A 14,767-nucleotide genomic window follows, 5' to 3' on the forward strand; every position below is an offset into this window, starting at 1 on the left:
TTGAATTACAAATATGGAAATACAATCCGCTACTCTTTAGCCAAAACAAAAAAATTATCGATGACATTTCTTTAATCCTATCTCTATTAGGAAACAAAGATGAAAGATTAGATATTGAAATCGAAAATTTACTAAAGAAAATATTTAAGGAGACGTTTTAGCATACTATGATTGGAATTGCATCATTCAAAGAATATTTTAAGGGTTTCGAAGATCAATATGTCATTATCGGAGGAACCGCATGTGAACTTTTGATGTCAGATAATTCGTTAAATTTCCGTGCTACAAATGATATTGATATGGTACTCATTATTGAAACCCTAACAAAAGAATTCTGTGAGATATTTTGGCAATATATCAATGATGCAGGTTACGAACATATAAGCAAAACAACTAACAAATCTGAATACTACCGTTTCTCAAACCCAAAATCTCCTGATTACCCTAAAATGATTGAATTATTCTCTAGAAAACAAGATTGACTTTTATCATCCATAAAACAGAATATAATACCAATTCATATCGATGACGAAGTTTCAAGTCTATCCGCCATTTTATTAGATGATACTTATTACAACTTCCTTACCGAAGGGATATCAAAGATTGATGATATCTCTATCCTTAATGCAGAACACATTATTCCATTTAAAGCTAAAGCATGGATAGACTTAACATATAGAAAAGAACATGGAGAGCTAATTGATAGTAAAGATATTAAAAAACACAGAAATGATATTATTCGTTTATCTACTTTACTATCACCAAACTTAAATATGACTTTACCGAATAAAATTAAAGAAGATTTATCATTCTTTATTCAAAAAATAAATGAAGAAGAATTCAATCTTAATCAATTGGGTATAAATCATATTTCTAAAGAGGAACTCATTCAATTTTTAAATCAATTTTATAACTTATAACGGATTATCCTTAATGTTCTAATAACAATTTAAAACCAGCAAAAATTATTTGCTGGTTTTAAATTCTGATTATGCTTGTTTATACTATTCCCACTCAATTGTTCCCGGTGGCTTGGATGTGATATCCATGGCTACACGGTTAACATGTTTCACTTCGTTTACGATACGTGTGGAGATCTTATCGAGTACATCGTATGGGATTCTTGCCCAGTCTGCTGTCATACCATCGATAGATGTAACTGCACGGATAACGACTGTGTAGTCGTATGTACGTTGGTCTCCCATAACACCTACAGAGCGGATGTTTGGTAAGCATGTAAAGTATTGCCAGATATCTCTTTCTAGTCCTGCATTACGGATTTCTTCACGTAGGATTAAGTCTGAATCACGAACAATTTCTAACTTCTCTTCTGTGATTTCTCCAAGTACACGAATACCAAGTCCTGGTCCTGGGAATGGTTGACGCCATACCATTTCTTCTGGTAATCCTAACTCTGTACCTAATGCACGTACTTCATCTTTGAACAACTTGTTTAATGGTTCAATGAGCTTGAAGTTCATATCTTCAGGTAGGCCACCTACGTTGTGGTGTGACTTAATTGTCTGTGCTGTCTTTGTACCTGATTCAATAATATCTGTGTAGAGTGTTCCTTGTGCTAACCACTTAATATCTGTTCCTTGTAAGAGTTTGGCTACTTCATCACGGAATGTATAGATGAATTCACCACCGATAATCTTACGCTTTTCTTCAGGGTCTGATACACCTGCAAGTTTATTCAAGAAACGTTCTCTTGCGTCAATCTTAATGAGGTTGAGTGACATATTGCGTGTGAATGTTTCCATAACACCTTCTGCTTCACCCTTACGTAAAAGACCGTGGTCAATAAACATGCAGTATAGATTCTTGCCAATTGCCTTATCTAATAAAGCAGCTACTACAGATGAGTCTACACCACCGGATAATGCTAGTAATACCTTATCATCACCAACTTGTGCTCTGATTTCTTCTACCTGTTGGTTTACGAAATCCTTCATTGTCCAGTTATTTTCAGCCTTAGCAATGTTGAATACGAAGTTTCTTAACATATCTAGTCCGTACTCAGAGTTACGTACTTCTGGGTGGAACTGTAATGTGTAGATCTTCTTTTCATCGTTTGCACTAGCCGCAAATGGACATGTATCACTGCTTGCAATTGAATGGAATCCTTCTGCTAGTGTAGATACTTGGTCGCCATGGCTCATCCAAACAATCTGCTTTTCAGGTAAACCTTTAAATAATGGGGATGATGTATCTACTGTGATTTCTGTACGACCGTATTCCTTCTTGTCGGATGGTGTAACATTTCCGCCATTCATGAAGTGTGTCATCTGCATACCATAACAGATACCTAAAATAGGTAAGCCTGATGTGAAGATGGCTGGATCACACTTAGGTGCATCCTTTTCATATACGCTGTTTGGGCCACCAGAGAAAATAATTCCCTTTACATCTTGCATTGCAACGATTTCTGCAAGTGTCATATCTCCTGGATGAAGTTCACTATAAACTCCAAATTCACGAATACGTCGTGCGATTAACTGGTTGTACTGACTTCCAAAATCTAAGACGATAATTTTATCTGCCATTCTAATCTCCTACTCTCTTATTACATTACAAATATCATACATGAAAATCGCATTTAATGCGCTGTGTTTTTGTAATTGTTTCCCTTTTTCATTGATGTTGAAGGTCTATTTTGCACTTATGATAAAAAATTGGAGAACATCTTTCATTAGATATTCTCCAATCCATTCTTTTCTATTTAAAGACGCCACCATTTTTCAAGAATTTCTCTAGGAATTCTTTTTGATGTTCCTGCATTGTATATGTTCCACTCTTCATCTTTTTCATCTCTGTTTGTTCGTGTGCCAAGTTATTCCTTACAGCTTGTAATAATTCCTCCGCATCCTTTTGCGGAATTACAACAATACCATCATGATCACCGACGATGATATCTCCAGGCATTACAACTTGACCACCACAACATACAGGCACATTCATTTCACCTGGACCACTGCGATATGGCCCTAATGGTGTTTGGGTAATGCCATAAACGGGAATTGGACTATTCTTGATGTCATCAACATCCCTGATTGCACCATTTACTACAAAACCACCTAATTGTTTTTCCTTTGCGTAAGTTACCATCATTCCTCCAACAAGAGCACGATTGGTAAACCCCGCACCATCAATCACAATGATATCCCCAGGTTTTGCATAGTCTAAGGCAAGTTGTGCCACAAGGTTATCTCCTGCTGGAACCTTGACAGTAAAGGCAGGACCACAAAGTGGAATATCATTGAAGGAATGAATGCCATCAAACATACAGTTCATCTTATAACAACAATCGCCGATATTAGCAGATGGTAAACTACGATACGCTTCAATTAGCGCCGGTGAAGGTCTTTCAAAGTCTGTAAAGGCACGAAAACCGATTGTCATATTAGTTTTTATCCTTTCTCTTTCGAACAACATCCATGATGGTGCCATCTCTAGCTTCAATGATAGCCACAACCTTATCTTCATATTCTAATGGCGCAGGTTCTTTTGCCATATGATATGCAATATCACACAACTCTTCGATTTTCTTAATAGGAAGATGTGCGTTTTGTGCGACTTCTAATAGATCCTGCCGTTTTGGATTAATCGCAATACCGTGATCTGTGACGATGACATCGACTGTTTCACCAGGTGTAGTAACCGTTGTAACCTGGTTACGTATTGTTGGAATTCTTCCTTGTAAAAGTGGTGTAATGACAATTGTACATTTCGCACCAGCTGCTGTGTCCGGATGACCACCTTGTGCACCCATCAGTTCTCCTTCGGAGCTTACTACAACATTACAATTGAAGTGAATATCTGCCTCTAAGGTTCCTAGAATGACAAAGTCCAGTTTATTTACAACAGCTCCTTTACAGAAAGGATCTGCATATTCCTTTGTTGTGATGGAGTAATGTTTGGGATTAGAAATTAGATTCTCAATCGAAGGTACATCAAAGTCCTGTGTATCTAAAAGACAGTTTACAAGACCTTCTTCTAATAAATCACACATTGGTTTTGACATTCCGCCAGCACCAAAACTCATATGAATATTCTTTTCTCTCATCTTTTCCGCAAGGCATTGTGCCGTAGCGATAGAAGCTCCACCAATTCCTGTCTGGAATGAAAATCCATCCTGAAACGCTGGTGTACATGCGATAAAATCAGCACAACTTTGTGCCATCATGAGTTTTCTCATATCTGTTACAGGACGTGCGGCACCTGTCGCAATCTTATCCGCATCGCCAATCGTATCAACTTTGATGACATAATCAACATTTGTCATACTGATATCTGCCGGAAAGTTTGGAAATGGAACGATACAATCCGTTAACACTACGACGTTCTCTGCATATTCTGCATCGATTGCAGCATAGGATAATACACCACAATTACTATTACCACCAACACCTCGACAGTTTCCATACTCATCACAACTTGGAGCACCGATAAAGGCAATATCAATCTTTGTTTCTCCTGTTTCAATCGCGCGCACTCTTCCACCATGAGAACGCAAAATAGCGATATCCTTCAGTTTCCCTTCACTGATAGCCTCACCAATCTTGCCACGAACACCAGATGTTTCAATATGTGTTACAGTACCATCTTCAATCATTGGCACAAGGTCATCTTGTGCTTTACTTAAGGAACTAGCACAAATTGTAATATCTTTATACCCTAATTCATGTATGACATTCATCACCTGCATTACCACTAGGTCACCTTCACGGAAGTGATGGTGGAAACTAATTATCATACCATCATGGGCATTACACTTCTGTAATACTTCTTGAATACTACTTTCAAGTTTACTACCGCTACCACCTATACGAGTTTTTGCCTTTACAGGTGCTTTTGTATATTCGTGTTGGTCAAATTGATATGTTCCCTGAAAGACTGTTTTACCAGTTTCATCTAATACTTCTTGTGGAATATCTCTTCCTACTGCATTAAGCATTGTCCACCTCCTGATATACACCTGCAGCTTTTGCAAGCGCAATCGTTCTCTTTGCGCCATCATAGAATGCAACATCGATCATCTTGCCATCCACAGTAAATACACCGATACCCTGTGCACGTTTTTCATCAATCTCTTTCACAACTTTTTGTGCAAAGGTAATATCTTCTTGACTTGGTGTATATACTTCATGAACGATTGGAATCTGTCTTGGATTAATAATCGATTTGCCATCAAATCCCATATCATGAATTAGTTTTGTTTCAGCCTTCAAGCCTTCCATATTATCAAGGCTTGTATAGACAGTATCGAAACATTGAACACCAGTTGCTCTTGCGGTAATTACCATTAACTGTCTAGCACCTGAGAGTTCAACACCTGTACCAGTGATGACTGTATGTAAGTCTTTTGTATAATCACCAGCAGATAGTGCTACTCCAAATAATCGTGAAGAGGCTGTACAGATTTCCTTAAGGTTGATGACTCCTTTAGCGGATTCAATCGCAGCCATCAATAAGGTATGACCTTTTTCAACACCCGCTTCTTTTTCAGCTTTTAATACTTCTGCTTCAACTGATTTTACATCTTCAGCTGACTCTGTCTTAGGAATACGGATACTATCACAGCCTGCGTATACTGCACAACGGATATCTTCTTTCCAGAATGGTGTATCAATTCCATTGATACGGACTACCTTCTCACAGTTTTGATAATCAACACTCTGAAGCGCATGAGCAAGCACAAAACGAGCTGCGTCCTTTTCACCTAGTGCAACTGCATCTTCTAAATCAAATATCAAAGAATCCGGTTTGTAAATAAATGGATCTTTTAGTAAATTTGGCTTTTGTGCATTTAAAAACATCATCGTTCGACGTAATTGATTCATATTATTCATGTAGTAAATCTCCCCATGGAATTTGATCCATCTGTTTCTGACTACGATAGATTGCGGCTTCTAGTCTAGCAACGATCACATACTCAAAAGCACCCATATCTTCAACATCAACCGTCACATCATTTACATCTAATTTCTTTAATGTTTGAAGAATTGTATTTCTGATACTATCACCATATTGATATAAAACTTTTGAAGAAAGGTTGATTTTGATATCCCCTTCTCCCTTTGAAACTGTTACAAGGCAATCACATTTTTCAATTGTTCCCGCACTGGCTGTTTCTTTAATTTCCATACTACATCCTTTCCATAGATGTTAATTCAAATCCATCTACATCTAGAGTATCACTCTTCTTCAAATTGTACATGTGAAGAGAAATTGATATTTATCTGAATATTTCCAACAAAAAAAGCCATGCACTATGCATGCATGACCAATATTAATTCTTATTCAGCTGGGATAACAGATCCATCAGACCAGTTCTTCTTGATGAATTCACGAATTTCTTCAGACTGTAATACCTTAACTAAAGCTTGGATCTTTTCATCCTTTTCATGACCTTCTTGGCAAGCGATGATGTTTACATATGGGTTCTTTGAATCAGCCTTTTCAAGGATTAATGCATCAGAGCCTGGCTTTAGACCAGCATTGATTGCGAAGTTACCGTTGATAGCTACTAAATCACCTTCACCGTTTTCATAAGCTGTTGCGAGTAATTCTGGTTTTACTTCCTGGAACTTTAAGTGCTTAGGATTGTTTGTATCGTTATCGATATCTGCGATTGTTAAGTTTAATACATCTGCGTTATCTGGTAACTTCACAAGGTTTTCCTGTGCAAGAATTGCTAAGATACGACCGTTATCTGCTACAGAGTTAGAAATAACAACTGTTGAACCATCCTTAATATCAGAAACGTTCTTGATTGTCTTAGAGTAGATTCCAAATGGTTCGATATGAATACCACCTACATTTGAAATCTTATAGTTCTTTTCTTTCTTTTCTTTGTCAAAGAATGGAACGTGCTGGAAGTAGTTTGCATCTGCTTCTCCGTTGGATACTGCTTCATTTGGAATGAAGTAATCATCAGTAACTGTTACTTCTAGGTCGATGTTGTACTTGTCCTTCAAGATAGACTTTGCTTCTTCTAGAATCACTGCGTGTGGGTTAGCAGTTGCAATCACTGTTAACTTAGTGCTGTCTGAAGCTGTTGTGGATGCATTTTCTTTTTTGGATGTTCCGCAAGCTGTTAAGCCTAATGCGAATGTAGCTGCTGCAATAATCTTTGTAATCTTGTTCATGAGTTTTCTCCCTTTTCTTTTTATATATTTATCGTTTGTCGATTCGTTTTACGATTGCATCACCGAACCACTGTATAACAAATACAATGATAATAATGATGATGGTTGAAGTATAAAGTATCAATTCATTTCTTCTTGCAAAACCATATAAGTATGCTAGGTTTCCAAGTCCTCCAGCACCGATAGCACCTGCCATGGCTGTATAAGAGATTAAGGAAATTCCTGTTACTGTAATTCCTGAAATCAAGGATGGTAATGCTTCAGGAAGTAATACTTTTCGAATAATTTGCCAGTTGCTGGCACCCATTGCTTTACTTGCTTCAATGGTACCTTTGTTTACATCTTGGAATGCGATGATGCACATTCGTGCGTAGAATGGCGCTGCCGCAAACACCAGTGAAGGTAAAGCTGCCGTAGCCCCTAACATCGTTCCTACAATCAGCTTTGTAAATGGAATCAAGATAATCAGTAAGATGATAAATGGAATCGCACGTAATACGTTGATAATCACATCAATCACTCGATTGATAATCTTGTTTTGGAATAGACCACCCGTTTGTGTACAGTACAACAGGATACCAATCAGTAATCCTAAGATTGTCGCAAGTACAAGTGATACAAGTGTCATGTAGATTGTTTCATTGATAGCTGTAAATAGCTGATCTAAGTTTAGTACGCCGCCTATCATTAGAGCACCTCCACAATGACATTGTTGTCAGTTAAGTATGTCACAAACTTGTTGTAGTCACTATCTACGCCACCACTGATATGAATGTATGTTACACCCATTGGCCCAACGGAGGATTGTGAGATGTTTGACTCAACAATTGATATTTCAAATGGTACAAGTCTTGCCGCATTGATAATCGTTGGCTGCTCTGCGTTATTTCCCGTAAAAGATAAACGAAGTAACTTACCACTTGGATATTTCTCTTTCAAACTTTCAGCTAGTTCTTCGATTGTTTGGTTAGCTTCAATATTCTGTACGAATCTTCTTGTGACTGCGTGTTTTGGATGTTCAAACAATTGTTTAACTGTTCCTTCTTCCACAATCTTTCCATCACTCATCACAGCCATTCGTGTACAGATTTTTTGTACCACTTCCATCTGGTGTGTAATCATCACAATCGTGATTCCTAAACGTCGATTAATTTCTCTTAATAACTCAAGAATCTGCTCTGTTGTATCAGGGTCTAGTGCTGATGTCGCTTCATCACATAGCAGAATTCTTGGGGAATTCGCTAACGCTCTTGCAATACCAACTCTTTGTTTCTGACCGCCTGATAATTCACTTGGATATGCATCCTCTCTACCAGTTAAGCCCACCATTTCGATTAGCTCAGCTGCTCTTTGTTTTCTCTCTGCTTTAGGCACATGCGCGAACTCTAGAGGAAGTTCGATGTTTTCCGCGACTGTTCTACTCCATAGGAGGTTGAAATGTTGGAAGATCATGCCAATTTGTTGACGCTGTAAACGTAATTCTCTAGGACTAAGTTCCTTGATGTTAACACCATCAATCACTACATCACCAGCTGTCTGTACTTCTAGTTGATTAATCAAACGAATTAACGTACTCTTACCAGCACCGGAATATCCGATGATACCGTAGATTTCACCATCGTTAATTGTTAATGAAACGTCGTTTACCGCATGGATGTTTTCCTTGTTTGCTTTGAATGTTTTAACTATGTTACTTAATTCAATCATCGCTTCCTCCTATCTATATAAACAAAAATCCCGCACTTACACTTACATGTAAGGACGGGATAAATAATCTCGTGTTACCACCTTAGTTCATATGCATTTCACAATACATACCTCATTGAGTACCAACATACTCTTTGTCTATAACGGGACATCCCGGTACTCCCTACATTTCGGAAGTACAACTCCAAGACCATCTTCACTAAACCTTCGTATATCCTCTTCTCAGCATTCGAGGACTCTCTGTGATACTATCTTTCAGCTACTCTTCTTATCATCGCTTATGCTTATAGTTTATTTTGAATTTAATAAATGTCAATAACTTTTTGAATTTTATTTACAAATTAGTTTTTCAATACAACTAAACTTTTTAGTAATTGCAAAAATAGCCACCAACAAAATAAGTGTTGTTATTAAACTACCTTCTAAACCAAAACTGCCACCATTAATAAGCGTAGTTGTATCACTTAGTTTTGAAAAAAGAACAAATTGCTGATTACCATTGCCTGATACAGCAACTCCTAAAAGTGGTCCCTGCGTAAAATTCCAAGCAGAATGTAAAGCGCCTATGAACCATAAACTATTTGAATGATAGCGAATTAGCGCAGTAAATACACCAAATATAACAAGATTAATAAATGCTAGTATTGAAATTCCATCGTTTCCCAAATGCATTACAGCAAATAGTAAACTTGTCAACGCAATTACCATTGGAAGTGGAAGAAATGTGCTTAGTCTTTTGCAAAGATATCCTCTAAATAGTACCTCTTCGCTCATTCCCTGAAAGAGATAGCCAACAAAGAATAAACAAAGCATAGCTATATTTCCATGTTTAAATATCAATTCAACCTGGAAACCGCCAAGCCCAAGAGAAATAAGCCAAATCAATGTAAATAAGATTAGACCACAAATATACCCTTTGATATATTTTGAAATGCAATTCTTACGTTCAAATGGTAACATATCCGGTTCTTTACGATGATATATTACATATAAGACTAATATTAAGATAATATTGAGTATAAGAAGGCAACCAAAAAATACTGGATCATATTCTAAATCATGGAAAATATAACTAGAAAGATCCTGTGAATTCATATTTTTTCCATATAACTGCAGCATTTTAATTGTAAATAAAATGGTTAAAATAATAACACTAATCAGTTCTGTTAATAGTTCCCATAAAACAGTCTTGAAAAAAATCCAACATACACGTAAGCCATTATTGACATACTTCATAAAATTTATCCTCTTTGAAGTACTACAAACGAACTTGGTCCGATTGTAAGAGTTGTATCTTCAATAGATGCTTTTCCAATTGTATAGATTGGGTTATAACCTTGTAGCTCATCAAGAGAAATTGTTTCTTCTACACTACTTGGATTGATTGCTAGTATCAACTTTCCACGTTTGTATACAAATGGCATCTTCTCTTTTTCTGCATAAATTACATTAAAGTCTGCATCAGCCTGTAAGTCTGCATGCATGTGACGTAATGCCACAAGAGACTTTGTTGTCGAGTAGAGAGAATTATCATCATTCATTTGATCTGCTACGCTTGGCGCATCTTCAGATGAATCCACTGCGAGATAGAGTTGATGTGCTTCAGCAGTTGAAAAGCCCTTGTTTACGCTATTATCCCACTGCATTGGTGTACGTGAGCCTGTACGATGGAAGCCACCCTCTTTGGAGCGGATATCTTTCATATAGCGCATACCGATTTCATCACCATAATAGATAAATGGAACACCTGGCATAGTTAGGATAAATGCATACGCAATCTTTAACTCGTCAGGAGTTAATGTATTTGCAGGACGTGGTGTGTCATGGTTGCATGTAAACATGGAGATATAACCATTCTCTTTAGTTGCCTTATACTTAGGCATATAGTCATTTAAGAAACGACAAATATCACCTTTGCCACTCTTTAAGAAGAAACTATTATCTTCTCCACCTGTTTCATAATCACGTAGTAATGTATTGTATCCATTGTGCCAATGATCCAAGTAGAAATCCATGTGGAAGCCACCACCATTGATTGCCTGTTCTGGATTGGACCACTCACTAACAAGTGCAGCTTCCGGATATTCTTGATCTAGCATATTACGAACATCTCGCCAGATTTTCGCAGTCGCTGATTTCTTGTTATCATCATTTTTTACAAGTGAGTCTGCCATGTCAACACGGAAGCCATCTGCACCATGATCTAACCAAAAACGCATGATATCTTTCATTGCTTCTTTGGTAGCGATAGCCTCTAGACTATCCACCGCAGACATCCAGCTCTCTGTACGATCTAGCCACCCATAGTTAAGTGCTGGTTGAGACGCAAAGAAGTTTAACATATATGCTCCATTACGATCTGACATACCTGCCATATATGGGTGGTCTTTGACACCTACAAAGGCACCGTTTGTCCATACATAACGACTGGAGAATTCATTTTCTTCAGGCTGTTTACTTGCGTTAAACCAAGCGTGTTCATCAGACGTATGACCAGGTACTAAATCTAGCAATACTTTGATACCACGCTTATGTGCTTCCTCAAATAAACGATACGCATCTTCATTCGTACCATAACGAGCCGCAACCTTCTTATAATCCCTCACGTCGTATCCTGCATCCATAAATGGCGAGTCATACATTGGGTTGATCCATAATGCATTACAACCAAGTTCCTTGATGTAATCTAACTTTTGAATGATACCTTCTAAATCCCCAATACCATCTCCATTTGTATCATAGAATGACTGTGGATAAATCTCATAAAAAACTGCATCTTTTAACCATGTTGGCATAACTTATTCTCCTAAAATTTCTAAAATATCCCCTGAAGTAATGATTTGATACTGGAAGTTTGGATATTCTTGTTGTAATGTTTCTAATTCTTCCTGAATTACTTTTTCTTTGCGATGTGCTGTATTTAATAATATACCAGTTACCCCACAAGATGCCGCAACTTGCATATCACTACCTACTTCGTTACCAATCATGACGCAATCACAAACATCAAGTTGATGGTCATCTAATACTTTTTGCATAAATACTTTCTCTGGCTTACGAATTCCATAATCAGCAGAGATATACATATGGTCAAAGTATGGGATTAAATCACAGATACCCATCTCTGCAAGCGCAAAAGAACGCTGCGCATTTGACAGTAAGATAATCTGATGACCTTGTTGCTTTAGTGTTTGCAATGTTTTGATGGTATTGCGATATGGTTTACAACGTATTCTTGTTAAACGTCTAAACTCTGTTTCCACAAAGAGTAACCAGGTTTCTATATCTTGAATTGGTAATACTTCCGTATGAATCGGTGCTTCGTCAAATAGACGTTTGAATACATTTTTAAATTGAATATCTATATATGTATCAGGATGTAATTCTTCTACTCGTTTCCACTCTTCTTTATTGAACTTTAAATATGCTTGTTTAAACTGTTCTGGTGTATAGATTGCACCATAACATGCATACATGTCTGATAGTGCTTTCCATACCTTATGATTATGTAATTCCGTATGAATATCAATGAGTGTTCCATACAAGTCAAAGATATACGTTTTCATGTGAGTCCTCCTGATTCATATCTATCATACTACGATTTTACAAAGTAAACGGCAGGACCAAAAGGTTCTACCGTTTTTGTTTTGTTATCCTTTAACTGCACCAGACATTCCTTCAACGTAGAATTTCTGCATGTATACGAATAAGATTGCGATTGGAAGAGAGATAATAACCGCACCAGCTGCGAAGCTTGTGTACCACTGGTTAATATATTCCTTCTGTAACATATTCCATAAACCGATTGCGACTGTAAATTGATCTGCATTTGCACGAACAATAACTTTCGCAAAGATAAAGTCTACCCATGGAGCTATGAATGAAGTCATGACTGTATAGATAATGATTGGCTTTGATAATGGCATTGTAATTCTTGTAAATACTTGCCACTGTGTCGCACCATCCATAATCGCTGCTTCATCGACAGAACGTGGAATCGTATCAAAGTAACCCTTGGCAATTTGGAAACCTAAACCAGTACCAGCAGAATAAACAATAATTAATGCTAGACGTACTGCAGAACCTTCTGTTAAACCAAGTGCCTTTAAGATATAGTATTCGGCAATCATCGCCATGAATCCTGGGAATAAACCAAGAATCATCGCTAAGTTCATATATGGCTTACGTAGCTTGAATCGCATACGAGATAAGCTATATGAAACAGATAATACAAAGAATGTTGAAATAATACATGTGAATATTGCAATAATAAGTGTATTTGCAAACATACGTGGGAAGTTTAAGACGTTACGGTCTGTAAATAATTTAATGTAGTTTGCAAGTGTATATCCCTTAGGGAAGAATGTACTTACATAGGATCCCTGTTCAGCTCTAAAGCTAGTTAGGATGATCCAGAAAATTGGTAATACCCATACCGCTGCTAGCATTGCTAGAAATACATGAACGAAGAAGTTACCAACACGGCTAGATACGCTCTTTTTATTACGTTTTAGTGTATTCGTACTCATTACATGAACGCCTCCTCATTCTGATAAGACTTCGATCTACGATATGTGATCAATGTGACTGTTGTTAAGATGATGAATGTCAAGATACCGATAACTGCACCTAAGTTGTAGTACTGTTGATCGATTGTTAACTTGTACAACCATGTTACAAGCAAGTCTGTTTGACCTGCAGTATCTCCAACGTATGTTGGTCCACCACCTGACAAGAGATAGATAACGTTAAAGTTATTGATATTACCAACAAATGATGTAATCAAGTATGGTGTAGTAACAAATAACATGTATGGAAGTGTAATCTTAAAGAAGATCATCACTGGTCCTGCACCATCCATACGAGCTGCTTCATAGAGCTCACCTGGAATGTTCTGCAAGATACCTGTAACCTGTAACATTGTATATGGAATACCAATCCATAAGTTGATTACAATAATTGTGATTCTAGCCCACATCGCATCTGTTAAGAATGGTAGAGGTGCACTAATAACTCCACTATTCTGTAGTAATACGTTGATTGCGCCTGATGGTTGTAACATGATGTTCATAATCATCAAGGAAATAAACTGTGGTACTGCAATAGATAATACAAAGCAGAAACGCCAGAATCCCTTTGCCTTTGTTTCCTTACGGTTGATAATCATTGCAAGGATCATACCTGTAATGTAGTTTAAGAATGTCGCAACAAGAGCCCAAACAACTGTCCAAGCAAGAACATGCCAGAACTGTTTACCCATATTACCACTGAAGTTTAATACACGCTTAAACTGTGTTAGTCCATTCCAATCGAACAACTGTAAGTGTTCATCTTCTTTGGAATAAGATGTAAATGCCATACTGATCATATAAACCAATGGCACGATATTAAATACTAAGATACCAACACAAGGTAATGACATCAATGTGATATGTAAGTTTCCATCTAATAGAGACTTCAAATCTTCCTTAAAGGAATTGACATGTTCATTATTTGCTTTCTTTAATTGTAGTTTGTATGCATGTTTGATCTGTAATACCCATAAGAGGATAAAACCTGCGATAACAAATAATGCGACAACACCAAATAAGAGAATGAGCTGTGAGTTATCTCCGACAGAATATTCGAAAATTTGTTTTGCTTCATTCCATACTTTACCTTGTGCTTGATCACCCAGTGATGGTAGCAATGATAAAGCATGGATACCAGAAGTAGCCATATATAAGAAGAACGCTACTTCCAGAAGGAATATGAGGCAACCTTTGATTTTCTGCCCTTTCAAAAATACACCAAGTCCCATAAATGGGATGGATAGTTTCGTTTGTAAATCACCGGATTTTATCGCTTTTAACACGGTGACTTTGTCCTGAATCTTTTTATTTTCCATACGATTACCTCAATTCTATAAA

The 14,767-nt window shown here is 37.1% G+C and carries 14 protein-coding genes and 1 other annotated feature; of the genes, 1 reads left to right on the plus strand and 13 read right to left on the minus strand.

Going from position 1 to position 14,767, the window contains the following annotated elements:
* The first annotated feature begins 167 nt into the window (after nucleotides 1-167).
* The gene (locus RWM19_RS06625; RefSeq protein WP_313985171.1) at nucleotides 168-482 is read left to right on the plus strand and encodes a hypothetical protein; all 315 of its coding nucleotides are present in this window, start codon (nucleotides 168-170) and stop codon (nucleotides 480-482) included.
* A 522-nt stretch (nucleotides 483-1,004) separates the two neighbouring features.
* Here RWM19_RS06625 and guaA read toward each other — a convergent pair.
* From guaA to RWM19_RS06690, 13 genes are all read right to left on the minus strand, one after another.
* Entirely contained in the window at nucleotides 1,005-2,546 is a 1,542-nt protein-coding gene (gene guaA, locus RWM19_RS06630) for a glutamine-hydrolyzing GMP synthase (protein ID WP_294019984.1), read from the minus strand.
* A gap of 172 nt (nucleotides 2,547-2,718) precedes the next feature.
* Complete coding sequence (locus tag RWM19_RS06635; protein ID WP_313985176.1) at nucleotides 2,719-3,402, minus strand: RraA family protein; 684 nt, start codon at nucleotides 3,400-3,402, stop codon at nucleotides 2,719-2,721.
* 1 nt (nucleotide 3,403) lies between these two features.
* Complete coding sequence (gene citF / locus RWM19_RS06640) at nucleotides 3,404-4,957, minus strand: citrate lyase subunit alpha (protein ID WP_313985178.1); 1,554 nt, start codon at nucleotides 4,955-4,957, stop codon at nucleotides 3,404-3,406.
* Entirely contained in the window at nucleotides 4,950-5,852 is a 903-nt protein-coding gene (locus tag RWM19_RS06645; RefSeq protein ID WP_313985179.1) for an aldolase/citrate lyase family protein, read from the minus strand. The genes citF and RWM19_RS06645 overlap by 8 nt, the downstream gene beginning before the upstream one ends.
* Nucleotides 5,845-6,147 (minus strand): citrate lyase acyl carrier protein, encoded by a 303-nt coding sequence (gene citD / locus RWM19_RS06650; protein ID WP_294019980.1) that lies wholly within the window; start codon nucleotides 6,145-6,147, stop codon nucleotides 5,845-5,847. The genes RWM19_RS06645 and citD overlap by 8 nt, the downstream gene beginning before the upstream one ends.
* A gap of 152 nt (nucleotides 6,148-6,299) precedes the next feature.
* A complete protein-coding gene (locus RWM19_RS06655; RefSeq protein ID WP_313985182.1) occupies nucleotides 6,300-7,151 on the minus strand; it encodes a MetQ/NlpA family ABC transporter substrate-binding protein in 852 nt (283 codons plus the stop codon).
* Between the two features lie 28 nt (nucleotides 7,152-7,179).
* A complete protein-coding gene (locus tag RWM19_RS06660; protein WP_294023157.1) occupies nucleotides 7,180-7,839 on the minus strand; it encodes a methionine ABC transporter permease in 660 nt (219 codons plus the stop codon).
* A complete protein-coding gene (locus tag RWM19_RS06665; RefSeq protein WP_313985185.1) occupies nucleotides 7,839-8,858 on the minus strand; it encodes an ATP-binding cassette domain-containing protein in 1,020 nt (339 codons plus the stop codon). Before RWM19_RS06665 ends, RWM19_RS06660 begins: the two co-directional genes overlap by 1 nt.
* Before the next feature lie 47 nt (nucleotides 8,859-8,905).
* Nucleotides 8,906-9,142 (minus strand) — a binding site (T-box leader).
* 46 nt (nucleotides 9,143-9,188) lie between these two features.
* Nucleotides 9,189-10,094 (minus strand): CPBP family intramembrane glutamic endopeptidase, encoded by a 906-nt coding sequence (locus RWM19_RS06670; RefSeq protein WP_313985189.1) that lies wholly within the window; start codon nucleotides 10,092-10,094, stop codon nucleotides 9,189-9,191.
* A 5-nt stretch (nucleotides 10,095-10,099) separates the two neighbouring features.
* Nucleotides 10,100-11,653 carry an alpha-amylase family glycosyl hydrolase gene (locus RWM19_RS06675; protein WP_313985191.1) on the minus strand — a complete coding sequence of 518 codons (1,554 nt, stop codon included), beginning with the start codon at nucleotides 11,651-11,653 and terminating at the stop codon, nucleotides 10,100-10,102.
* 3 nt (nucleotides 11,654-11,656) lie between these two features.
* Nucleotides 11,657-12,424, minus strand: a complete 768-nt coding sequence (locus tag RWM19_RS06680; protein ID WP_313985194.1) for an HAD family hydrolase — start codon at nucleotides 12,422-12,424, stop codon at nucleotides 11,657-11,659.
* Between the two features lie 84 nt (nucleotides 12,425-12,508).
* Nucleotides 12,509-13,387, minus strand: a complete 879-nt coding sequence (locus RWM19_RS06685; protein WP_313985196.1) for a sugar ABC transporter permease — start codon at nucleotides 13,385-13,387, stop codon at nucleotides 12,509-12,511.
* A complete protein-coding gene (locus RWM19_RS06690; protein ID WP_313985199.1) occupies nucleotides 13,387-14,745 on the minus strand; it encodes a sugar ABC transporter permease in 1,359 nt (452 codons plus the stop codon). Before RWM19_RS06690 ends, RWM19_RS06685 begins: the two co-directional genes overlap by 1 nt.
* Between the last annotated feature and the right edge of the window lie 22 nt (nucleotides 14,746-14,767).

The organism is uncultured Solobacterium sp. (assembly GCF_963517755.1).
GTDB lineage: Bacteria > Bacillota_I > Bacilli_A > Erysipelotrichales > Erysipelotrichaceae > Bulleidia.

Coding starts and splice junctions, on each gene's coding strand:
- RWM19_RS06625 (WP_313985171.1), top strand. CDS start 168: ATGATTGGAATTGCATCATTCAAAGAATATTTTAAGGGTTTCGAAGAT.
- guaA (WP_294019984.1), bottom strand. CDS start 2,546: ATGGCAGATAAAATTATCGTCTTAGATTTTGGAAGTCAGTACAACCAG.
- RWM19_RS06635 (WP_313985176.1), bottom strand. CDS start 3,402: ATGACAATCGGTTTTCGTGCCTTTACAGACTTTGAAAGACCTTCACCG.
- citF (WP_313985178.1), bottom strand. CDS start 4,957: ATGCTTAATGCAGTAGGAAGAGATATTCCACAAGAAGTATTAGATGAA.
- RWM19_RS06645 (WP_313985179.1), bottom strand. CDS start 5,852: ATGAATAATATGAATCAATTACGTCGAACGATGATGTTTTTAAATGCA.
- citD (WP_294019980.1), bottom strand. CDS start 6,147: ATGGAAATTAAAGAAACAGCCAGTGCGGGAACAATTGAAAAATGTGAT.
- RWM19_RS06655 (WP_313985182.1), bottom strand. CDS start 7,151: ATGAACAAGATTACAAAGATTATTGCAGCAGCTACATTCGCATTAGGC.
- RWM19_RS06660 (WP_294023157.1), bottom strand. CDS start 7,839: ATGATAGGCGGCGTACTAAACTTAGATCAGCTATTTACAGCTATCAAT.
- RWM19_RS06665 (WP_313985185.1), bottom strand. CDS start 8,858: ATGATTGAATTAAGTAACATAGTTAAAACATTCAAAGCAAACAAGGAA.
- RWM19_RS06670 (WP_313985189.1), bottom strand. CDS start 10,094: ATGAAGTATGTCAATAATGGCTTACGTGTATGTTGGATTTTTTTCAAG.
- RWM19_RS06675 (WP_313985191.1), bottom strand. CDS start 11,653: ATGCCAACATGGTTAAAAGATGCAGTTTTTTATGAGATTTATCCACAG.
- RWM19_RS06680 (WP_313985194.1), bottom strand. CDS start 12,424: ATGAAAACGTATATCTTTGACTTGTATGGAACACTCATTGATATTCAT.
- RWM19_RS06685 (WP_313985196.1), bottom strand. CDS start 13,387: ATGAGTACGAATACACTAAAACGTAATAAAAAGAGCGTATCTAGCCGT.
- RWM19_RS06690 (WP_313985199.1), bottom strand. CDS start 14,745: ATGGAAAATAAAAAGATTCAGGACAAAGTCACCGTGTTAAAAGCGATA.